The 21,798-nt window shown below is 70.3% G+C and carries 20 protein-coding genes and 1 pseudogene; 11 read left to right on the forward strand and 10 right to left on the reverse strand.

The genetic code is table 11. The features are described 5' to 3' along the window. The 3 genes from cysD to cobA form a co-directional block, all read left to right on the forward strand. The coding region (cysD, locus tag Q0716_RS07520; RefSeq protein ID WP_299021559.1) for a sulfate adenylyltransferase subunit CysD at positions 1 to 914 on the forward strand (914 nt) is incomplete at its 5' end. A gap of 1 nt (position 915) precedes the next feature. Then, positions 916 to 2,208 carry a GTP-binding protein gene (locus Q0716_RS07525; RefSeq protein WP_299021560.1) on the forward strand — a complete coding sequence of 431 codons (1,293 nt, stop codon included), beginning with the start codon at positions 916 to 918 and terminating at the stop codon, positions 2,206 to 2,208. 1 nt (position 2,209) lies between these two features. Beyond that, positions 2,210 to 3,013, forward strand: coding sequence for a uroporphyrinogen-III C-methyltransferase (cobA, locus tag Q0716_RS07530; protein WP_299021561.1), 804 nt, complete (start codon positions 2,210 to 2,212; stop codon positions 3,011 to 3,013). Here cobA and Q0716_RS07535 read toward each other — a convergent pair. Then, complete coding sequence (locus Q0716_RS07535; protein WP_299021562.1) at positions 2,959 to 4,494, reverse strand: AMP-binding protein; 1,536 nt, start codon at positions 4,492 to 4,494, stop codon at positions 2,959 to 2,961. The genes cobA and Q0716_RS07535 overlap by 55 nt on opposite strands. A gap of 115 nt (positions 4,495 to 4,609) precedes the next feature. Between Q0716_RS07535 and Q0716_RS10945 the strand changes: the two are divergent. Then, positions 4,610 to 4,786, forward strand: a pseudogene (locus Q0716_RS10945) (PAS domain-containing protein); the annotation flags it as partial. Between the two features lie 122 nt (positions 4,787 to 4,908). Here the strand turns inward: Q0716_RS10945 and Q0716_RS07540 are convergent. The 5 genes from Q0716_RS07540 to mnmH form a co-directional block, all read right to left on the reverse strand. Continuing rightward, positions 4,909 to 6,009 carry a sulfate ABC transporter ATP-binding protein gene (locus tag Q0716_RS07540; protein ID WP_299021563.1) on the reverse strand — a complete coding sequence of 367 codons (1,101 nt, stop codon included), beginning with the start codon at positions 6,007 to 6,009 and terminating at the stop codon, positions 4,909 to 4,911. Next, on the reverse strand, positions 6,006 to 6,986 hold the full coding sequence (cysW, locus tag Q0716_RS07545; protein ID WP_299021564.1) for a sulfate ABC transporter permease subunit CysW: 981 nt from the start codon (positions 6,984 to 6,986) through the stop codon (positions 6,006 to 6,008). The genes Q0716_RS07540 and cysW overlap by 4 nt, the downstream gene beginning before the upstream one ends. Before the next feature lies 1 nt (position 6,987). Next, on the reverse strand, positions 6,988 to 7,854 hold the full coding sequence (cysT, locus tag Q0716_RS07550) for a sulfate ABC transporter permease subunit CysT (protein ID WP_299021565.1): 867 nt from the start codon (positions 7,852 to 7,854) through the stop codon (positions 6,988 to 6,990). Between the two features lie 4 nt (positions 7,855 to 7,858). Next, complete coding sequence (locus tag Q0716_RS07555) at positions 7,859 to 8,890, reverse strand: sulfate ABC transporter substrate-binding protein (RefSeq protein WP_299021566.1); 1,032 nt, start codon at positions 8,888 to 8,890, stop codon at positions 7,859 to 7,861. Positions 8,891 to 9,009: 119 nt separating this feature from the next. Next, positions 9,010 to 10,077 (reverse strand): tRNA 2-selenouridine(34) synthase MnmH, encoded by a 1,068-nt coding sequence (gene mnmH / locus Q0716_RS07560; protein WP_299021567.1) that lies wholly within the window; start codon positions 10,075 to 10,077, stop codon positions 9,010 to 9,012. Between the two features lie 33 nt (positions 10,078 to 10,110). Here mnmH and selD point away from each other — a divergent pair, with 33 nt between their 5' ends. Next, complete coding sequence (gene selD / locus Q0716_RS07565; protein ID WP_299021569.1) at positions 10,111 to 11,190, forward strand: selenide, water dikinase SelD; 1,080 nt, start codon at positions 10,111 to 10,113, stop codon at positions 11,188 to 11,190. Positions 11,191 to 11,233: 43 nt separating this feature from the next. Here the strand turns inward: selD and Q0716_RS07570 are convergent, their stop codons facing one another. After that, positions 11,234 to 12,220 carry a zinc ABC transporter substrate-binding protein gene (locus Q0716_RS07570; RefSeq protein ID WP_299021570.1) on the reverse strand — a complete coding sequence of 329 codons (987 nt, stop codon included), beginning with the start codon at positions 12,218 to 12,220 and terminating at the stop codon, positions 11,234 to 11,236. A gap of 118 nt (positions 12,221 to 12,338) precedes the next feature. Continuing rightward, entirely contained in the window at positions 12,339 to 14,267 is a 1,929-nt protein-coding gene (gene glmS / locus Q0716_RS07575) for a glutamine--fructose-6-phosphate transaminase (isomerizing) (RefSeq protein ID WP_299021571.1), read from the reverse strand. A 141-nt stretch (positions 14,268 to 14,408) separates the two neighbouring features. Here glmS and Q0716_RS07580 point away from each other — a divergent pair, with 141 nt between their 5' ends. Together Q0716_RS07580 and Q0716_RS07585 are read left to right on the forward strand one after the other, a co-directional pair. Further along, positions 14,409 to 14,912, forward strand: coding sequence for an Lrp/AsnC family transcriptional regulator (locus Q0716_RS07580; protein WP_299021572.1), 504 nt, complete (start codon positions 14,409 to 14,411; stop codon positions 14,910 to 14,912). A 61-nt stretch (positions 14,913 to 14,973) separates the two neighbouring features. Then, entirely contained in the window at positions 14,974 to 15,429 is a 456-nt protein-coding gene (locus Q0716_RS07585) for an SH3 domain-containing protein (protein WP_299021573.1), read from the forward strand. Positions 15,430 to 15,442: 13 nt separating this feature from the next. On the opposite strand, the gene glmU is transcribed toward Q0716_RS07585, so the two are convergent. Continuing rightward, a complete protein-coding gene (gene glmU / locus Q0716_RS07590; RefSeq protein WP_299021574.1) occupies positions 15,443 to 16,846 on the reverse strand; it encodes a bifunctional UDP-N-acetylglucosamine diphosphorylase/glucosamine-1-phosphate N-acetyltransferase GlmU in 1,404 nt (467 codons plus the stop codon). A gap of 132 nt (positions 16,847 to 16,978) precedes the next feature. Here glmU and purU point away from each other — a divergent pair, with 132 nt between their 5' ends. Together purU and Q0716_RS07600 are read left to right on the forward strand one after the other, a co-directional pair. Continuing rightward, positions 16,979 to 17,827, forward strand: coding sequence for a formyltetrahydrofolate deformylase (gene purU, locus Q0716_RS07595; RefSeq protein ID WP_299021575.1), 849 nt, complete (start codon positions 16,979 to 16,981; stop codon positions 17,825 to 17,827). Between the two features lie 14 nt (positions 17,828 to 17,841). Next, positions 17,842 to 18,714, forward strand: a complete 873-nt coding sequence (locus tag Q0716_RS07600) for a LysR substrate-binding domain-containing protein (RefSeq protein ID WP_299021576.1) — start codon at positions 17,842 to 17,844, stop codon at positions 18,712 to 18,714. 21 nt (positions 18,715 to 18,735) lie between these two features. Here the strand turns inward: Q0716_RS07600 and Q0716_RS07605 are convergent, their stop codons facing one another. Beyond that, complete coding sequence (locus Q0716_RS07605; protein WP_299021578.1) at positions 18,736 to 19,161, reverse strand: Hsp20/alpha crystallin family protein; 426 nt, start codon at positions 19,159 to 19,161, stop codon at positions 18,736 to 18,738. 296 nt (positions 19,162 to 19,457) lie between these two features. On the opposite strand from Q0716_RS07605, the gene Q0716_RS07610 reads away from it, so the two are divergent. Further along, entirely contained in the window at positions 19,458 to 20,957 is a 1,500-nt protein-coding gene (locus Q0716_RS07610; RefSeq protein WP_299021580.1) for an FAD-linked oxidase C-terminal domain-containing protein, read from the forward strand. 60 nt (positions 20,958 to 21,017) lie between these two features. Further along, a partial coding sequence (locus tag Q0716_RS07615; RefSeq protein ID WP_299021581.1) for a PAS domain-containing protein occupies positions 21,018 to 21,798 on the forward strand: 781 nt, incomplete at its 3' end.

Consider the following 21,798-nt stretch of genomic DNA (forward strand, 5'->3'; position numbering starts at 1 on the left):
GGCGGCATCTCGACGCGCTGGAGGAAGAGTCGATCTTCATCCTGCGCGAAGCGGTGGGCGCGTTCGAGCGCCCTGCGCTGCTGTTTTCTGGTGGCAAAGACTCGTGCGTGGTATTGCACCTGGCGCGCAAGGCCTTCCAGCAGCGGCAGACCGATGGCTCGTGGAGCGGACGGCTGCCCCTGCCACTGCTGCACATCGACACCGGCCACAACTTTCCGGAAGTGATCGCGTTTCGCGATGAACTGGTGCAGCGCCACGGCGACGCCTTGATCGTCGGTCACGTGGAGGACTCCATCCGCCGCGGCACCGTGCGACTGGCCGATCCGCTGGCCTCGCGCAACGCGCACCAGAGCGTCACGCTGCTGGAGACGATCGAGGCGCACCGCTTCGACGTGCTGATCGGCGGTGCGCGCCGCGACGAGGAGAAGGCCCGCGCCAAGGAACGCATCTTCTCGCACCGCGACGCCTTCGGGCAGTGGCAGCCCAAGGCGCAACGCCCCGAGCTGTGGACGTTGTTCAACACCCGGCTGCAGCCGGGCGAGCACATGCGCGCCTTCCCGATCAGCAACTGGACCGAGCTGGATGTGTGGGCCTACATCGCGCGCGAGGACATCGCGCTGCCGGCGCTGTACTGGGCGCACGAGCGCCCGGTGGTGCGCCGCCAGGGCCTGCTGGTGCCGGTCACGCCGGTCACGCCGCCGCGTGCGGGCGAGGCGGTGGAGACCGTGCGCGTGCGCTTCCGCACCGTGGGCGACATGACCTGCACTTGCCCGGTCGAGAGCACGGCCGCCAGCGCCGAGGCCATCGTGGCCGAGACGCTGCGCGCCGAGATCAGCGAACGCGGCGCCACCCGGGTGGACGACCGCACCAGCGAAGCCGCGATGGAGCGGCGCAAGCGCGAGGGGTACTTCTGAGATGGACGACGCAATCGCAACCCGCCACGCCACGGCCCGCCACGCGGCGCTGCGCTTCCTGACCGCCGGCAGCGTGGACGACGGCAAGAGCACCCTGATCGGCCGCCTGCTCTACGACAGCCGGGCGCTGCTGGCCGACCAGGTGGACGCCCTGCGGCGGCACGGCCGCGGCGGCGGTGCGCTGGACCTGTCGCTGCTGACCGACGGCCTGGAGGCCGAACGCGAGCAGGGCATCACCATCGACGTGGCCTACCGCTATTTCGCCACGCCGCGGCGCAAGTTCATCATCGCCGACGCGCCCGGACACGAGCAGTACACGCGCAACATGGTGACGGCGGCCGCCGGCAGCCACGCAGCCGTGGTGCTGGTGGACGTGACCAAACTCGACCTCACGCGCCACCCGGTGAGCCTGCTGCCCCAGACCCGGCGCCATGCGCTGCTGGCGCACCGGCTGGGTGTGCCGCATTTGGTGTTCGCGGTCAACAAGATCGACGCCGTGTCGGACGCCGGCGCCGCGTACGCCGCCGTGCGTGCGGCACTGGAGACCTTTGCGCAACGCGCTGGGCTCTCCCCCGTCGGTATCGTGCCGGTGTCGGCGCTGCGGGGCGACAACGTCATCTCACCCGCGCCGGTGGGTGGCTATGACGGACCGACGCTGCTGGCGTTGCTGGAATCGCTGCCCGTGCCGATACCCGCCGCCGAGGCACCGTGGCGCCTGCCCGTGCAATGGGTAGCGCGCAGCGGGGACGGCACCGGACACCAACCCCGCGTGTACTGGGGGCGGCTGGCCACCGGCACGGTGCGCGTCGGCGATGCGGTGACGGTCTTTCCGTCCGGCGAGACGGCCCGGGTCACGGACATCCGGCACCACGCCGGTGCCGCCATCGCCGTGGGCGAGGCCGGTCAGTCGATTGGCCTGGTGCTGGATCGCGCGCTCGACATCTCGCGCGGGGATTGGCTGGGCGCACCGTCGGCCCTGCAGGGGCAGCGGCGCTTCCACGCCACCGCAGCGTGGCTGGACACCGATCCCACCGCCATCGGGCGCCGCTACTGGCTGCGCCACGGCCACCGTTGGGTGCAAGGCCGCATCGCGGCCATCGAGCACCGACTCGACATCGATACGCTGGAGCCGGTGGATGCCGCGCAGCTGGGCGTCAACGACCTGGGCCGCGTGGTGGTCGAGGTGGCCGAACCCTTGCCACTGTCGCCGTTCGGCGACAGTGTGCAGACCGGCGCGTTGATCGTGGTCGATCCGGCCACGCACCGCACCAGCGGCGCGCTGTTGGTGGATTGACATGGCAACCGTCGCCTTCATCGGCGCCGGACCGGGCGCGGCCGATCTGATCACCGTGCGCGGCGCGCGCCTGCTGGCCGAGGCCGAGGTGGTGCTGGCCGACGCGCTGACCGACCCCACCCTGCGCGAATGGGCGCCACGGGCGCGCTGGATCGACGTCGGCAAGCGCGGCTTCGACCGCGCCACCGGACAGGAGGTGATCCACGCTCTGCTGCTGCACCACGCCGCGACGAGCCGACGCGTGGTGCGCCTCAAGGGCGGCGATCCGAGCGTCTTCGGGCGGCTGGAGGAGGAGCTGGCCGCCGTGCGTGCGGCCGGCCACACGGCCGTGGTGGTGCCCGGCGTGACCGCAGCACTGGCCGCCGCTGCCGACGCGCAACGCCCGCTGACCCGGCGCGGGCGCGGGCGCAGCGTGGCGCTGACCACGGCCATGACGCGCGAGCACGACCTGGCCGCCGGCCGCCACGCCGACACCGAGGTGTTCTACATGGCGGGCAGACAGCTGGCGGGCCTGGCGCGGCAGCTGGCGGCCGCGGGCTGGCCGGCGACGACGCCGGTGGCGGTGGTTTCGCGCGCCGGCTGGCCGGACGCGATCCACAGCCAGCACACCCTGGAGACCTTGCCGCGGGCCAGCGTGCTGCACAGCGGGCGGCCAACCGTCGTGCTGGTCGGGGTGGGGGCGGACGATCCTGCCGCCACCTCCGCCTCAATGGGCCGTCCAGCCGCCGTCGATGGGGATGGCGGCCCCGGTCAGGTCGGCGGCCGCAGCCGGGCGCGCAGCTCGGTCTTGAGCACCTTGCCGTAGTGGTTGTTGGGCAGGGCCTCGACGAACACGTAGCGCTTGGGCCGCTTGAAGCGCGCGATGTGCGCCAGGCAGTGCACGTCCAGGGTCTCGGCGCTCACCGCGGCGCCGGGCCGGGGGACGACGAACGCAACCACCACCTCGCCCCACTCCGGGTCCGGGGCGCCGACCACCGCGACCTCGGCCACGCCGGGGGCGGTCAGCAGCACCTCTTCGACTTCGCGCGGGTAGATGTTGGAGCCACCGCTGATGAGCAGATCCTTGCTGCGGTCCTTCAGCGTCAGGAAGCCGTCGGCATCCAGTGCCCCGATGTCGCCGGTCCACAGCCAGCCGTCGCGCAGCGCCGCGGCGGTCGCCGCGGGGTTGCGCCAGTAGCCGGCCATCACCGTGTCGCCGCGCACCAGCACCTCGCCCGGCTCGCCCCAGGGCAGGTCGCGGCCCTGCGCGTCGGCCACGCGCACCTGCACCGGCGTCTGCGCCACCCCCACCGACGCCAACCGCTCGCGGTAGCGCGGGTGCGCCGTGTCGGTCAGGTGCCGCCGCGACAAGGCCGTGGCCACCATGGGCGTCTCGCCCTGCCCGTAGATCTGCACGAAACGCGGCCCCATGATGCGCAGCGCGTGCTCGATATCGGCCACGTACATCGGCGCGCCGCCGTAGACGATGGTCTTGAAGGCGACCGCGCAGTCCTCGGGCGTCAGCCCTGCGGCCTGCGCGTGGTCCACCAGGCGCTTGACGATGGTGGGAGCCGCGAACGTCGACAGCGGCCCCAGCGCCCGGCCCAGCGCGAACAGCTCGGCGGGGTCGACACCGCCCGAGGCGGGCACCACGTGGCGCGCGCCGGCCATCACATGCGGGATCGCATATAACCCGCACCCGTGCGACATCGGCGCGGCGTAGACGATGGCGTCGCCGGCATCCACCGCATCGACGTCGACGAAGTACGTCAATCCCATCGTCATCAGGTTGCGCTGCGTCAGCATCACCCCCTTGGGCCGCCCCGTCGTCCCGCTGGTGTAGAACAGCCAGGCCAAATCGTCGGGCGCGCGCTCCACCGGCGGGTGCGCCGTCCAGTCATCCAGGGGCGCGAGCAGGTCGTCCGCCTCGGGCGACTCGATGTCCACCTGCCGCTCCAGACCGCGCAGCGCGGTCGGTGCCACGTCCGCCGTGACGAAGCCCCAGCGGGTGCGGGCGTCGTCGGCGATCCACTCGACCTCGCTCGGGTGCAGCTTGGCGTTGACCGGCACCACGGCCAGCCCCGCCCACCAGGCGCCCCAAAGGACTTCGAGGTAGCGCGGATGGTTGCGCATGAAGACCAGCACGCGCTCGCCCGGCTGCAGGCCGCCCTGGCGCAGGCGGTGGGCCAGTCCCGCGGCGCGGGCGGCCCACTCGGCGTGGCAGGCCCAGGGGTGGGGGCCGTGGAAGATGGCGGGGCGGTCACCGGCCACGCGAGCCTGGCGGACCAGCAGTTGCGCAAGGTGCATTGGAGGTCTCCTGGAACAGGGCCGCGCCACCGACGTGCGGCGCAGTCGACGTCGGACGTGACCTTAGTGCCGGCCCCGGTGGCTGACAATACGGTATGAATACCGTGTGCCCGTCATGCCCTCCTGTGCCGATGTCCCGTCGGCGGAGGGCTTCGACTGGTCGCCGGTCGCGCTGTGCGTGACACGGCGGCACGTCGTCGTGGCTTGCAACCGCGCGTTCGCCGAGCTGTTCGGCTACGACCCGCAGGCCCTGATCGGCCACTCCATCGCCATGCTCTACCCGTCGCGCGCGCAATTCCGGCGCATCGGCAGCGGGGCTGCCCGACCCTGCGACAGGGACGCCACTGCGCCAACGAGCGGCTCACGCGGCGCGGTGATCGCGCAGCCGGCGGCCGGCCGCACCAGCAAGGAGAATCAGACGGGCGCGGGCGAGGCCTCATCGGTGCGCAGGAACACGCGCGCGGTGCGGGGCGCCACGCGCACGGTGTCGCCCTCGCGCAGACCCAACGCGGCCCAGCGTTCGGCCGGCAGATGCGCCTCCAGCACCGTGGGCGCGGCGCCGCCGGCGGGGGCCAGCGGGCGCAGCTCCAGCCGCGCCAGCGGCCCCACCACCAGGGCGCGCTCCACCCGCGCCGGCAAACCCGTGCCGCCGGCCAGCGGCGCGACATCGAGCTCGTGCGGACGAACGTAGGCCAGCGCCTGCGCGTCGCGCGCGTCGGCGTGCTCGGGCACCTCCAGTGCCACGCCCTCGCCCAGGTGTACCCGGCCCTCGTGGGCACGGGCGTGGAACAGGTTGACGTCGCCCAGGAAGCCGACCACGAAGGGGCTGGCCGGCTGCTCCCAGACCTGCTGCGGACTGCCCACCTGCTCGATGCGGCCGTGGTTCATCAGCACCACGCGGTCGGCCACCTCCAGCGCCTCCTCCTGGTCGTGGGTGACGAAGATGCTCGTCACGTGCAGCTCGTCGTGCAGCCGGCGCAGCCAGCGGCGCAGTTCCTTGCGCACCTTGGCGTCCAGCGCGCCGAAGGGCTCGTCCAACAACAGCACCTTGGGCTCGACCGCCAGCGCGCGCGCGAGCGCGATGCGCTGGCGCTGCCCACCCGAGAGCTGCGCCGGGTAGCGGTCCGCCAGCCAGTCCAGCTGCACCAGCTGCAGCAGCGACATCACCTTGTCGCGGATCTGGCGCTCCGAGGGGCGCTGGCTGCGCGGCTTCATGCGCAGGCCGAAGGCGACGTTGTCGAACACCGACATGTGGCGAAACAGCGCGTAGTGCTGGAACACGAAGCCCACGTTGCGCTCGCGCACGTGGCGGTCGGTGGCGTCCTCGCCCTCGAAACGGATGGCACCGGCATCGGGCGACTCCAGCCCGGCGATGATGCGCAGCAGCGTCGTCTTGCCGCAGCCCGACGGGCCCAGCAGGGCGACGAGCTCGCCCGAATCGATGTGGAGGCTGACGTCGTCGAGCGCGACGAAATGGCCGAAACGCTTGCTGATGCGCTGGACTTCGATGCTCATGCGCGGACTCCGGAGAACGGGGAGGACACGGGGACCGGGGCGGCCGTCGTCGCGGCACGCCAGGCGCCGGGGCGGGTCTGCGGCCCCGCGCTGGGTCGCTCGGGCGGCAGTTCGGCCAGCGCGCGCAGCTCGCGCTGCATGCGCCACTCGGCCACGGTCTTGACGACCAGCGTGACCAGCGCCAGCAGGGCCAGCAACGACGCCACGGCAAAGGCCGCCACCGACTGGTACTCGTTGTAGAGGATCTCGACGTGCAGGGGCACCGTGTTGGTCAGCCCGCGGATGTGGCCGGAGACGACCGAGACCGCCCCGAACTCGCCCATGGCGCGCGCGTTGCACAGGATCACGCCGTACAGCAGGCCCCAACGGATGTTGGGCAGCGTCACGTGCCAGAAGGTCTGCCAGCCGCTGGCGCCCAGCACCAGCGCGGCTTGCTCCTCCTCGTTGCCCTGCGCCTGCATCAGCGGGATCAGCTCGCGGGCGACGAAGGGAAAGGTCACGAACACGGTTGCCAGCACGATGCCCGGCACGGCGAAGATGATCTGGAGGCCGTGCGAGGCCAGCCACGGCCCCAACCACCCCTGCGCCCCGAAGACCAGCACGTAGATCAGCCCGGCCACCACCGGAGAGACCGAGAACGGCAGGTCGATCAGCGTGGTGAGCAGCGCCTTGCCGCGGAACTCGAACTTGGCGATCGCCCACGCCGCGGCCACACCGAACACCAGATTGAGCGGCACGGCGATGGCGGCGGTCAGCAGCGTCAGCCGCACGGCGGCCCAGGCGTCGGGCTCTTGCAGGGCGCTCCAGTAGGCGTCCCAGCCCTTGCGCAGCGCCTCGGCGAAGACCGCCAGCAGCGGCAGCACCAGGAACAGCGCCATGAAGCCCAGCGCCAGCGCCGTGAGCGTCCAGCGCACCCAGGGCGCCTCGGTGGTCCGGGGACCGCGCGCGCGGGCGGCAGGGAATGCATTGATGCCCATGTCAGCTCCCTGCACGGCGGCGCTGCCAGCCCTGCAGCGCGTTGATGACCAACAGCAGCGCGAACGACGCCAGCAGCATCACGGTCGCCACCGCCGTGGCCCCCGCGAAGTCGTACTGCTCCAGCTTGCCGATGATGATCAGCGGCACGATCTCGGACACCATCGGCACGTTGCCGGCGATGAAGATGACCGAACCGTACTCGCCCACCGCGCGGGCGAAGGCGAGCGCGAAGCCCGTCAGCAGCGCCGGCAGGATGGTCGGGAAGATCACGTGGCGAAAGGTCTGCCAGCGCGTCGCGCCCAGGCACTGCGCGGCCTCCTCCAGCTCGCGCTCGGCGTCCTCCAGCACCGGCTGCACGGTGCGCACCACGAACGGCAGCCCGATGAAGATGAGCGCGATCACCACCCCGGCCGGCTGGAAAGCGAGCTGGATACCCAGCGGCTCGAGCCACTGTCCGACCCAGCCGTTGCCGGCCAGCAGCGCCGCCAGCGAGATGCCGGCCACGGCGGTGGGCAGCGCGAACGGCAGGTCCACCAGCGCGTCGACCAACCGCTTGCCGGGAAAGCGGTAGCGCACCAGCACCCAGGCCACGAGCAGGCCGGCCACCGCGTTGACGCCGGCGGCGAGCAGCGACGCGCCGAACGTCAGGCGAAAGGCCGCCAGCACGCGCGGCGCCATCACCGCGGCCCAGAACTCCGCCCAGCCCAGGGTCAGCGTCTTGGCCACCAGTGCCGTCAGCGGGATCAGCACCACCAGGCTCAGGTAAATGACGGTGTAGCCCAGCGTCAAGCCGAAGCCCGGCAGCACCCGCCGCCCGGTGCTGCGCGGGACGGCCGGCCCCGTCGCGACAAGCGTGATCGCGGTCATGGCCTCAGCGCCCCGCGGTGTAGAGCTGGTCGAACTGGCCGCCGTCGTTGAAGTGCACCCGCTGCGCCTCGGCCAGGCTGCCGAAGTGCTGCTGCACCGTGAACAGCTTGAGCGGCTTGAAGGTGGCGGCGTACTTGCGCAGCACCGCCTCATTGCGGGGGCGGATGGCGTGGCGCGCCGCGATTTCCTGCGCCTCCTCGGTGTACAGGAAGTCCAGGTAGGCCTTGGCCAGATCGCGCGTGCCCTTCTTCTGCACGGTGCGCTCGACGATCGCCACCGGGTTCTCGGCCACGATGCTGACCGACGGGTGCACCACGTCGACCCGGCCGGTGCCGAACTCGCGGTCCACCGACACCACCTCGGACTCGAAGGTGATCAGCACGTCGCCGATGCCACGTTGCAGAAACACGCCCGTGGCATCCCGGCCGCCGCGCGCCAGCACCGGCACGTTGCGGTAGAGCCGCCGCACAAAGTCGGCCGCCTGCTCGGGCGTGCCGCCGCGCGCCAGCACCTGCCCCCAGGCCGCCAGGTAGGCCATGCGGCCGTTGCCGCCCGTTTTGGGGTTGACCACCACCACCTGCACGCCCGGTTTGACCAGATCGTCCCAATCGCGGATGTTCTTGGGGTTGCCCTGGCGCACCAGGAACAACATGGTGGAGGTGGTGGGCGCCGCCCCGTGCGGGAAGCGCTGTGCCCAGTCCTTGGCGACGACGCCACGCTCGGCCAGGAAGTCGATGTCCGTGGTCGTGTTCATGGTCACGACGTCGGCATCCAGCCCGTCGGCCACCGCACGCGCCTGGGCGCTGGAGCCGCCGTGCGACTGCTGCACCGTGACGTCACGGCCGCTGGTCTTCTTGAGATGCGCGACGAAGGCGGCGTTGATGTCCTTGTAGAACTCGCGCGCCACGTCGTAGGACGCGTTGAGCAGGGTGGCCGGCTGGGCGTGGGCCGGTGCGCTGGCGATCAGGCCGGCGCCCAGCGCCAGGGCAGCCAGGGGGGTGGCCCACAGGCCACGGTTGAATGAACGGCGTCGCATCGGGGATTCCTCCGGCGGATCGGGTGGGATGCCGGGAATTCTGGGCGGCGCCCTTCAAAACACAAACAATTATTTTCTAATTTCTTTATTACAAGAAAATATAACTTAGCCCCGAATCATCAGGGAAGACCATGCGCCGCCGCGCCCTCCAGCAACTCGACCGCCGCGCGCTCCAGCCCGGCCGCATCCAGCGCCGGCAGCGGGAGAGTCCGCCACGGCGGCACACCGGTCCGTTCCTGCGAGCGGCGGTAGAGCGGATCGTAGTGGTGCGTCATCAGCTCCGCGAACAGCTCGGTCAGCCGCCCCGCCAGCGCCCAGGTCTGCCACCGCGCCAGCGTCTCGTTGGACTGCAGGCCGCGCAAGGCCTGCAGCCGCTGGGCGAGCGCCTGGGGGTCGCGCCCCAGCCAGGCGTAGTCCTCCAGCACCAGCGCCAGCCGCGCCGCAAACGGCACCTCCACCTGCACGCGCGGGGCGCGCTGCAGCGCCGCCGTCATCGCCTCGGGCAACTGCACGGCGCCGATCTTGCGGCTCTCGGCCTCCACCCACACCGGCCGCGCGGGGTCGAAGCGCCGCAACGCATCGACCAGCGCGGTGTCGAAGGCCTTCTGGCTGGGCTGCAGCTGCCCGTCGGGCCACGCGCCCAGGATGGAGCCGCGGTGGCGCGCCAGCGCCTCCAGATCCAGCACCTGCGCCCCGCGGGCGGCCAGGGCCTGCAGCAGCCGCGTCTTGCCACTGCCGGTCGGACCGGCGATCACCCGCCAGTCCAGCGTCGGCGGCAGGGCGTCGAGCTGCTCCACGACCCAGCGCCGGTAGCCCTTGTACCCCCCCTGCAACTGCGCCGCGGCCCAGCCGATCTGGCGCAGCCATAGGGCAAACGCGCCGCTGCGCTGCCCGCCACGCCAGCAGTACACCAGCGGGCGCCAGCCGGCCGGCCGGTCCTGCATGACGGCCTCGATGTGGCGGGCGATGTTGCGCGCCACCCAGGCGCCGCCGATGCGCCGCGCCTCGAAAGCGCCGGTCTGTTTGTACAGCGTGCCGACGATGCGGCGCTCCTCGTCGTCGAGCACCGGCAGGTTGATCGCGCCGGGCAGGTGGTCGAGCGCAAACTCCGCCGGGCTGCGAGCGTCGATAAGCGTGTCGAACGCGTCGATCTGATCCAGCGTGACAATATCCGGTTTAGCGGCCATGGCAAGGCTGCGTGAGCTGTGAAGGGAACGAGAATGGACACCGAAATGCGCGACCCGAACCGACTGACCGCTTGGGCCCACGGCGGCGGCTGCGGCTGCAAAATCGCCCCCGCGGTGCTGCAGCGGCTATTGGCGCAAGTCCCCCCGCACCTCGCGCCGCCCGAACTGCTGGTGGGCACGGCGACCAGCGACGACGCCGCAGTCTACCGCCTGCGCGACGACTTGGCGCTGGTGGCCACCACCGACTTCTTCACGCCCGTGGTGGATGACCCCTACGACTTCGGTGCCATCGCCGCCACCAACGCGCTGTCGGACGTGTACGCCATGGGCGGCCAGCCGCTGCTGGCACTGGCACTGGTGGGCATGCCGATCAACCAGCTGCCCGAGTCGGTCATCGGCCGCGTGCTCGAAGGCGGGGCCGCTGCCTGCCGCGACGCCGGGGTGGCACTGGCCGGCGGCCACTCGATCGACACGGTCGAGCCGATCTACGGGCTGGCGGTCATTGGCACCGTGCACCCGCAGCGCGTCAAGACGAATGCGGGCGCCCGCCCTGGCGACGTGCTCGTGCTGGGCAAGCCGCTGGGCGTGGGTATTTTGTCCGCAGCGCTCAAAAAGGGACGGCTGGACACAGACGGCTACCAGCAGATGCGGCGCTGGACGACGCTGCTCAACCGCGCCGGCGCTGCGCTGGGCGAGCTGCCCGGCGTACATGCGATGACCGATGTCACCGGCTTTGGCCTAGCGGGCCACCTGCTGGAAATGTGCCGCCCGGCCGGCTTGCGCGCCTGCGTGGACAGCACCGCGCTGCCGGTGCTCGAGGTCAGCCGCGCGCTGCTGGCGCAGGGCATCGCCACTGGCGCCTCTGGCCGCAACTGGGCCAGCTACGGCGACGCGGTGGACCTGTCGGCGCTGGCGCCCGATGCGCGCGCCCTGTGGCAGTCGCTGATCACCGACCCACAGACCAGCGGTGGCCTGTTGGTCGCCTGTGCTCCCGACACACTGGCAGCGGTGCAGGAAGCGTTCACCGCCGCCCAGGGCCAACCCGGCTGGGTGATCGGCCGCCTGGAGGCCGTGGCCCCTGGCGAGCCGCCACAGGTGCGCGTGCAGCCGTGAGGCTAGGCCGCCGACCGTCATCGGCCTGTCGGCTTGCCCCCGATCAAGGACGCCCCTGAATCGCCTCGACCATGGCGCGCGTGTTGTGGCGCATCAGACTCACGTAGTCCGGCGCGGGCCCACCGGGTGGGGACAGGGCATCCGAGTACAGGGGAACCGGTGAGGGGGTGACCCCCGCTTCCTGCGCCACGCGTTGCACGAGTCGCGGGTCGGTTAGCCGTTCCACGAAAACCGCGCGCACGCCCTCGGCACGGATCTGCCGGATGAGGCGCGCCACCCCAGCCGCCGATGGTTCACTGCTGGTGCTGACGCCCTGCGCGGGTAAGAACTGCACCCCGTAGGCGTGGCCGTAATAGCGGAACGCGTCGTGCGATGTCACCACCTTGCGCTGTTGCGGGGGAATCGGTGCCCACGCGGCGCGGATCTCGGCATCGAGCGCCCGCAGCGTCTGGGTGTAGGTCTGGGCCCGCTGGCGGTAGTGGTCGCAGCCCGGTGCATCCACGCGGCACAGCGCCTCGGCAATCCGTTGCGTGTAGTGGATGACGTGGCGCACGTCTTGCCAGGCGTGCGGGTCGTGCTCGCCGTGGTCATGACCGTGCTCATGTCGGTGCCCTGCTTTTGCGCCGTGGTCATGGCTGTCCCGCGCCGGTAACGGCTCGATGCCATCGGCCACGCGCACCAGCTCACCGCGGTAGTTGGCGTTGCGCAGCAGGCGCTCCAGCCAACCCTCATAACCCAGGCCGTTGACCACCAGCAACCGCGCCGCGGCCACCGAGCGCGCGTCAGCGGGCTTGGGCTGGAAGACGTGCGCGTCCGCCTCCGGGCCGACGAGGGTGCGCACCTGCACCCGCTCGCCACCCACCTGCTGCACGAGGTCGCCCAAGATGCTGAAGCTGGCCACGACGGGCACCGGTGCCGGGGCTTGCGCCTGCACGACGGGTGCCGCCCCGAAAGCGAGCGCACACGCCGCCACCACCTTCTTGCGCCACCCGCGCCATGACGCGGAGCGTTGCCATACGCGTTGCTGCATGAATGCCTCCGTTGTTTCCTTCTCGACACGCCGGCGCCACCCCGCCCCCCGCGCCGAGGAGAGCACTCGGGCCAGACCACCGGCTCTCTTCAACGTAGCACACACGTCAAGCGTCGCCCTACTCCACCGTCACGCTCTTGGCCAGGTTGCGGGGCTTGTCCACGTCGGTGCCGCGCAGGCACGCCGTGTGGTAGGCCAGCAGTTGCAGCGGCACCACGTGCAGAATGGGGCTCAGCGCCCCGTAGTGCTCCGGCAACCGGATCACATGCACCCCGTCGCCGCCGGCGATGTGGGTGTCGGCGTCCGCCAGTACGTACAACACCCCGCCGCGCGCGCGCACCTCTTGCATGTTGCTCTTGAGCTTCTCCAGCAGGGCGTCGTTGGGGGCTACCGTCACCACGGGCATGGCGCTGGTCACCAGCGCCAGCGGGCCGTGCTTGAGTTCGCCCGCCGGGTACGCCTCGGCGTGGATGTAGCTGATTTCCTTGAGCTTGAGCGCGCCTTCGAGCGCGATCGGATAATGCAGCCCGCGGCCCAGGAACAGCGCGTGCTCTTTGGCGGCGAAATCTTCGGCCCAGCGGATGACCTGTGGCTCTAGCGCCAGCACAGCCTGCAGCGCCAGCGGCAAGTGGCGCATGGCGCGCAGGTGGCGGGCTTCGTCCTCAGGGGTCAGGCGCCCTTTGGCCTGCGCCAGCGCCAGTGTCAGCAGAAACAGCGCCGCCAATTGCGTGGTGAACGCCTTGGTGCTGGCCACCCCAATCTCCACCCCGGCGCGCGTCACATAGGCCAGCTCGCACTCGCGCACCATGGCGCTGGTGGCGACGTTGCAGATGGTCAGCGTATTCGTCATGCCCTGCTGCTGCGCATGGCGCAGCGCTGCCAGCGTGTCGGCCGTCTCGCCGCTTTGGCTGATGGTCACCACCAGCGTGCGCGCATCCGGCACGGCGTCGCGGTAGCGGTATTCGCTGGCGATCTCGACCGTGGTGGGGATGCGCGCGATCGACTCCAGCCAATGGCGCGCCACGCAACCGGCGTAGTAGCTGGTGCCGCAGGCCAGGATCAGCACGCGGTCGATCTCACGAAACACGCGCCACGCCGCCCGACTGCGGATACCGTGGTCCTCGAACAGCTCGGGCACGATGCCTTCCACGCCCTCGAGCGTGTCGGCCAGCGCGCGCGGCTGCTCGAAGATCTCTTTTTGCATGTAGTGCTGGTAGGGCCCGAGCGCCACGTCTTGGCTGCCCACGTGCACCGTCTTGACGGGGCGTGCGGCCGCGTCCAGCGTGCGCCCGTCGGCACCGACGACGCGATAGCGCCCGAGCGCGACGTCCACCACGTCGCCCTCGGCCAGAAAGACGATGCGGTCCGTCACGCCCGCCAGCGCCAGTGCGTCGCTGGCCAAGTAGTGCGGCGCTGGCCCCTGCGCCGCGGCGCCGATACCCAGCACGAGCGGCGAGCCGACGCGCGCCCCCACCAGGCGCTGCGGCTCGTCGTGGTGCAGCACGGCGATCGCATACGCCCCCCGCAGCTGGGCGGTCGCAGCCTGCACCGCCGCCAGCAAATCACCGTCGTAGTGGCTGTCGATGAGGTGGGCGATGACCTCGGTGTCGGTCTGACTCTCGAACACGTAGCCGCGCGCCTGCAACGCTGCACGCAGGGATTCGTGGTTTTCGATGATGCCGTTGTGCACCAGCGCCACACGCGGCGCGCGCTCGCCGGGCCGCACACCCGGGCCGTGACTGACGTGCGGGTGCGCGTTGTGCACGGCAGGCGCGCCGTGCGTGGCCCAGCGCGTGTGCGCGATACCCGTGGCTGCTTGCAGCCGCTCGGCCTGCACCTGCGCCTGCAGCTCGGCCACGCGGGCGGTGCTGCGCGCGCGCACCAAGCCACGCCGTCCGGCATCGGCCGCCACTGCACCGGCCAGCGGCGCTCCCTGGTGCACCGCCAACCCACACGAGTCATATCCACGGTACTCCAGCCGCTGCAGTCCCTGGATCAGCACCCCCACCACATCGGTCGTTGCGACCGCTGCCACGATTCCACACATGGGTCAATCCCCCGCTCTGGCTCGACAACAGCGCAAAGGTACGACAACCCACGAATGTGGAAACTTCTTTTTTTCTCTATTTTTGAAATAATCGTTCACTTCCCACCACGTGCGCGCAACGATTCCATTATCAATAGTTTTATGAACGATTTTTACATCGATGAGCTGGACCTCACCCTACTCGACCGGCTGCAAACCGACGCCGGCACCTCCTTGGCCGCGCTGGCGGCCCAATGCGGGGTGTCGGCACCCACGGTGTTGCGGCGCGTGCGGCGGCTGGAAGCCGCGGGCCTGATCGAGCGGCGCGTGGCCATCCTGCAGCCGCAGCGTGTGGCGGCGCTGCTGGGGCCTTGCCTGACCGCGATCGTGGAAATCGGCCTGGAACGCCAGGGCGACGAACACCTACGCGCCTTCGAAGCGCGCGCCGTGGCCGAGCCCGCCGTCCAGCAGTGCTACCGGGTGAGCGCGGGCCCCGACTTCGTGCTGGTCGTCACCGTGCGCGATATGGACGACTACCACGCGCTAGCCCAGCGGCTGTGGACCGAACACGGCAACGTGCGCCAAGTCAAAGCGTACTTCAGCGTGCACCGCGCCAAATTCGATCCACGGCTGCCGCTGCGGCGTCCCGGCCCAGCGCCGGCCTGACCCGAGCGAGCCCCCTGGCGTATCATTTGGCGGATATCCTTGGCACGAAAGGAGTCGCCGCATGGTCCCCATCCACCGCGCCATCGCGCGCACTTGGGCGCTGGCACTGGCCGCCCTGGCGCTGGGCGCACAGGCGCAAGAACTCGTCAGCGTGCGCAGCTCCGTCGTCAACCTGCGCGCCGCACCCGCGCCCGACGCCGACGTGCAATGGCAACTCAAACGGGGTTACCCCTTGTTGGTCCTGCAGCGCCAGGGCGACTGGCTGCGCGTGCGCGATTTCGAGGGCGACGAAGGCTGGATCGCAGCGCGCGTCACCGGCCCAGAGCGGTACCACGTGGTGCGCACGCGCACGCTCAACCTGCGCAGTGGCCCTGGCCTAGAGTGGCAGGTGGTGGGTCGCGCCCGCTATGGGGACGTGCTGGCCACCGTGCGCCGCCAAGGAGACTGGGTGCAGCTACGCGCCCCGGACGGCAACGGCACGGTTTGGGCGGCCAGCGAACACCTGTGGGGCTGGTGAGCGCGGACCGCCCTCAACGCGCTTTGCGCGGGCGTTGCCAATTCGGCACCGTGACCGGTTTGGCGCGCGCCACCGTGAGCGCACCAGGGGGCGTGTCCTTGGTGACGGTGCTGCCGGCGCCGATCGTGCCGCCCGCCCCCAGTGTCACGGGGGCCACCAGCACGCAGTTGCTGCCGACGTGCACGTCGGCCTCGATCACGGTGCGGTGCTTGAAGGCGCCGTCGTAGTTGGCGGTGATGCTGCCCGCCCCGTAGTTGACGCGCTCGCCCACGGTCGCGTCCCCCAGATAGGCCAAATGGTTGGCCTTGGCCCCGGCCGCCAGCGTGCTGTTTTTGACTTCCACGAAGTTGCCGATGTGCACCTCCGGCCCCAGCCGGGTGCCGGGCCGCAGGCGCGCAAAAGGCCCTACCCGGGCATGCGCCCCCACGGTGACACCCGAGCGCTCGCCGTCGATGTGGGTGAAGGGCTCGATGACGGCACTGGCCTCGATGCGTGCGTTGGCGATCACGCAGTGCGCCCCGATGCGCACGCCATCCCCCAGTTCGACCCGCCCCTCGAACACACAGTTGACGTCGATTTCCACGTCCTGGCCGCACACGAGCTCGCCCCGCACGTCCAGACGGGCGGGGTCGGCCAGCCGCACCCCCTGCGCCAGCAACGCATCGGCCACGCGGCGTTGAAGCGCACGCTCCAGCGCCGCCAGCTGCGCGGGACTGTTGACACCGGCCACCTCCAGCGCGTCATCGATGCGGTGCGCCACCACCGGCACACCATCGGCCACCGCGTGCCGCACCACGTCGGTCAGGTAGAACTCGCCCTGCGCGTTGTGATTGTCGAGTCGCGACAACCACGCACGCAGGCGGCGAGTCGGCGCGGCCAGAATGCCGCTGTAGACCTCGGTCAGCGCGCGCTCGGCGTCCGTGGCGTCCTTTTCCTCCACGATGCGCTGCACCTCACCGTCGGCGCCGCGCACGAGGCGCCCGTACCCGTGGGGGTCGGCCATCGTGACGGTCAGCAGCGCCAACGCATCCGGGCCCGCACTCGCCTGGGCCGACAGCAACGCGGCCAGCGTCTCGGGGCGCGTCAGTGGGACGTCGCCCGACAGTACCAGGGTCACACCCTCGTCGTCCAGGCACGGCATGGCCTGCTGTACCGCGTGACCGGTGCCCCACTGCGGCTGCTGGCGCACCGCCTGCCAGGGCAGATCGGCGGCCAGCGCGGGCAGCGCGGCCTCCACCTGCTCGGCACCGTGGCCGGTGACCACCACCGCGCGTCGCGCCGCCAGACCGCGCGCCGTGTCCAGCACGTGGCCCAGCAGCGGGCGGCCCGCCAGCCGCTGCAACACCTTGGGCAGCGCGCTCTTCATGCGCGTGCCTTTGCCGGCGGCCAGTATCACGACGTCCACGGTGTGGGACATGGGCTTTCCTCCAAAATTGCCTGCGCGGGTGCCGCGGCACCCGCGAGTCGCGATTATCCCGCGCTCACATGGGGGGAGTCGCGCGCGCCGTCCGACCGAGAGCGACGAGACAAAACAGCGACAATTCGCTCCATGCAAGACACGTTCGTTCTCACCCTGTCCTGTCAGGACAAGCCCGGCATCGTGCACGCCGTCTCGGGCTTTTTGCTGGAACTCGGCGGCAATATCGAAGAAGCCGCCCAATTCAACGACCGCGACAGCGGGCGCTTCTTCATGCGCGTGCAGTTCACTTGCCCCGGCCATGACACCAGCGCCCTGCGCGAGGCAGCCAGTGCGTTTGGCGCTCGCCACGGCATGGCGTGCCGCCTGCACCCGTGGCACGAGCCCATGCGCACCGTCATCTTCGTCAGCCAGCAGGGGCACTGCTTGAACGACTTGCTGTTTCGCTGGAAAAGCGGCCTGCTGCGGCTGGACGTGCGCGCCATCATCAGCAACCACCGGGATTTTTACCAACTGGCGGCCAGCTACAACATCCCCTTCCACCACATCCCGGTCACTCCGTCGACCAAAGCCCAGGCCGAGGCACGCCAACTCGAGATCATCGAGCAAGAAGGTGCCGAACTCGTGGTGCTGGCGCGCTACATGCAAATCCTGTCTGACGACCTGTGCGAGCGGCTGGCGGGGCGCGCGATCAACATCCACCACAGCTTTTTGCCCAGCTTCAAGGGCGCCAAGCCCTACCATCAGGCGCACGAGCGCGGCGTCAAGCTCATCGGCGCCACCGCGCACTACGTGACCGCCGATCTGGACGAGGGCCCCATCATCGAACAAGACGTGGCGCGCGTGGACCACAGCATGACGGTGGAGGACTTGACCGCGATCGGCCGCGACACCGAGAGCCAAGTGCTGGCGCGCGCGGTCAAATGGCACAGCGAACACCGCGTGCTGCTCAACGGGCAGCGCACGGTGGTGTTTCGCTGACACCGGGAGCCCCCATGGCCGCCCCGCGCATCCCGCCCATCCAGTGCCTGCTGACCTTCGAGGCGCTGGCGCGCCTGCGCAGCGTGACGCAGACCGCCGACGAGTTGTGCGTCACCCCCAGCGCGGTCAGCCACCGCATCCGTCAGCTGGAGGAGCAGCTCGGCGTCAAGCTGTTCGGGCGTGCCGACTTCTCGCTCACCACCGAGGGCAGTGAATACCTGGCCCAGGTGCGCGAGGGCCTGGCGGCGCTGCAGCGCTTTCCCAGCCGCCACGCCACGCCCGGGCGGCGCAAACTGCGGCTGGCGGTCACGCCCACCTTCGCGCGCTCGATCCTGATGCCGCGGCTCAAGCACTTCTCCGAGGCCTACCCGGAAATCGACCTCACGCTGCAGGTCAGCATCCCGCTGCTGGACGTGGTCGCCGAGGACGCGGACTTGACGATCCGGTTCGGCACCGGGCGCTACCAGGACGTGGAGTTCGCCTGCATCCTCAAGGACGAGGTCACGCCGCTGGCCTCGCCCGCCTTTGCACGGGAACACGGGCCGTTCGAGCGGCCCGAGGACTTGGAAGGCTTGCCCCTGCTGCGCAGTCCGCTGGAGCCGTGGCGCACCTGGTTTGCCGCGCACGACCTGGACTGGCCCGAACCCGTCGAGGGTTCGCAGTTCAACGACATCGGCCTGATGTGTGACGGCGCGGCCGCCGGCATGGGCGTGGCGCTGGTGCGCCTCAAACTGGGCGCGCCGTGGCTGGAAAACGGCACCTTGGTGCGACTGTACCCGCGCAGCGTGCCCAGCCCGCACGCGCATTATTTGTGCTGGCGGGCGGGCACGATGGAACGCTGGGAATGCGCGACTTTCGCAGCCTGGCTGCGGCAGGCCATCGGCTGACGGCCTGCGCGCCGCGCAGCATCACTCGATACGGATGCGCTTGCCGACCACCGCGGCCTTCTTGGGCAGCACCAGCGTCAGCACGCCGTTTTCGTACTTGGCGCTGGCTTGCGTCTCGTCGACGTCACCCGGCAGCGCCAGCGTGCGGGAGACCGCACCGAAGTAACGCTCGCTGTGCAGCACCTTGTCGCCGTCGCGCTTGACGTCCTCTTGCTTGACTTCGGCACCGATCGTCACGACGTTGTTTTCCACCGTCACCTGGATCGCGTCCTTGGACACGCCAGGGATCTCGGCGGTGATGGTGTAAGCGTTGTCGGACTCGCTGACGTCGAGCTTGATTTGCTGCGGCAGCGGCTCGCCGTGCAGCGGCCGGATGTAGAAGCCCGGCGCCAGATCGCGGAAGAATTCGTCGAACAGGCTCATACGGCGGGGAATCAGGTTGCTCATGAAAATCTCCTTCGAATCAGAGGGTTCGTGGAGGATGTCCCTCCGGATGGCTGGCCCTCCACCACACCGGCCATCCGCCTTGCTTGGTTTCCTAGATGGGGACCTGCGCACCGGTTTCAAGACCCCAAGCCTGATGGGGTCGAACCCACTGCCGTCCGAGACAACGCGACGCCGCCTCGCCCTGCGCGCCTGCGCTCACACCCCATTGAAGGATTTTTCAGCCCTGTTTGGCCTGGCTGGCCTACACTGCAGGCCAGCCGCGCGTGCATGCGCCCGCACCGAAAGGACTCGCTGCCATGACCACCCACGACCGCCAAGAATCCAACGCCGTGTTGCGCGCCGAGCGACAGGCCGAAGTGGTGCGCGCGCTGGCCGCGGTGCTGCCTGATCACGCCCTGCTCTACACCGCGGAGGACACCACGCCCTACGAGTGCGACGGCCTGACCGCCTACCGCCAGCGCCCACTGGCCGTGGCGCTGCCCGAGACCGAGGACCAGGTGCAGGCCGTGTTGCGCACCTGCCACGCGCTTCAGGTGCCGGTGGTGGCACGCGGTGCGGGCACCGGGCTGTCGGGGGGTGCCATGCCGCACCCGCTGGGCGTGACGTTGTCGCTGGCCAAGTTCAACCGCATCGTCTCCATCGACCCGCTGGCACAGACCGCCGTCGTGCAAGCAGGCGTGCGCAACCTGGCCATCAGCGAAGCCGCCGCACCCTTCGGTCTGTACTACGCGCCCGACCCGAGCAGCCAGATCGCCTGCACCATCGGCGGCAACGTGGCCGAGAACTCTGGTGGCGTGCACTGCCTCAAGTATGGGCTGACGCTGCACAACGTGCTCAAAGTGCGCGGCTACACGGTCGAAGGCGAGCCGGTCACGTTCGGGGCCGACGCGCTCGACGCCCCAGGACTCGATCTTTTGCCGCTGGTGGTGGGCTCGGAAGGGATGCTCGCGGTGGTGTTGGAAGTGACGGTGCGCCTCGTCCCCAAACCGCAACTGGCGCGCTGCATCATGGCCAGCTTCGACGACGTGCGCCGCGCCGGCGAGGCGGTGGCCGCGGTGATTGCCGCCGGCATCATCCCTGCGGGACTCGAAATGATGGACAAGCCCATGACGGCGGCAGTGGAGGCTTTCGTACAAGCCGGCTACGACCTGGAAGCCGAGGCGATTCTGCTGTGCGAAAGCGACGGCACGCCCGAGGAAGTGGCGGAGGAGATCGAGCGCATGAGTGCGGTGCTGCGCAGCGCCGGCGCCACGCGCATCGCCGTCAGCCGCGACGAAGCGGAACGGCTGCGCTTTTGGAGCGGACGCAAAAACGCGTTCCCCGCCAGCGGTCGCATCAGCCCAGACTACATGTGCATGGACTCGACCATCCCGCGCAAGCGGCTGGCCGATATCCTGCAGGCCATCCAGCGCATGGAGCAGACTTATGGGCTGCGCTGCGTCAACGTTTTCCATGCGGGCGACGGCAACCTGCACCCACTCATCCTGTTCGACGCCAACGACCCCGACCAGCTCCAGCGCGCCGAGCGCTTCGGCGCCGACATCCTGGAGACGAGTGTCGCCATGGGCGGCACCATCACCGGCGAGCACGGCGTGGGGGTGGAAAAGCTCAACAGCATGTGCGTTCAATTCAGCCCGGCCGAGCGCGAGCAGATGATGGCCATCAAACGCGCCTTCGACCCCCGGGGGCTGCTCAACCCGGGCAAGGTCATCCCCACGCTGCAGCGCTGCGCCGAGTACGGCAAGATGCTGGTGCGCGGCGGGCGCCTGCCCCATCCCGACCTTCCGCGCTTTTGATTCCGCGCGGCCCACGCGGGCCATATCGAGGCTGCCGCGGCTTGCGCTACAGTTGCCAGCATGCAGCCGCTGCCCCGCGACCCCTGGCCCTCGCACCTGCCGCCGTCGTTTTTTGCCGCCCTGTCGGCCGAGGGCGATGACCAGCCCAGCGACACGGCGGCGGTGGATGCCACGGCGACCCTGCAGCGCCTGCTGTTGGCGCTGCCCGATGGGGTGCTGAGCCTGGATGCGCACTGGCGCTGCCGCCACGCCAACCCCGCCGCGCAGCCGCTGCTGCGCCCCTCCCTGTCGTGGGAGCACGTCGCTGGGCAATCCTGGCACGAGGTGCTGGACGACGAGTGGATCGAGGCGCTGTTGCCCTGGATGGCCACCGTGATGCGCGGCGAGGCCGGGCAATTCACGCTGCAACGCGGCCACGATGACCAGGCCCACCACTGGAGGGTGAGCCTGCTGCCCGAGCGCAGCGGCGACGACGTGGTGGGCGCCTTCGTGCTGTTGCGAGACGAAACGGCGATGCAGCAGCAACAGGCCGCGTGGCACGCACAGCAACGTGATCTGCAACAGCGCTTGCAGCACCAGGACGCGCACCTGGCCGAGCAGCAGGCGCGCTGGCAAGCCCTCTCCGGCAGCCTGCGCGACGCCGCGATCTTTTTTTTGGACACCCACGGCGCGATCCAGGACTGGCCCAGCAGCGCCGAGCGCCTGCTGGGCTACGCGGCACCGGCTGTGCTGGGCACCACCGGTCCCGACACCCCCGAGCACCCCCACCCGCTACCGGCCGACACCGCGCTGGCGCTGGAGCGCGCCGCGCTGCTGGGACAAGCCGAATCGACCGGCTGGC

The organism is uncultured Tepidimonas sp., assembly GCF_938045175.1.
In the GTDB taxonomy this organism is placed as follows: domain Bacteria; phylum Pseudomonadota; class Gammaproteobacteria; order Burkholderiales; family Burkholderiaceae_C; genus Tepidimonas.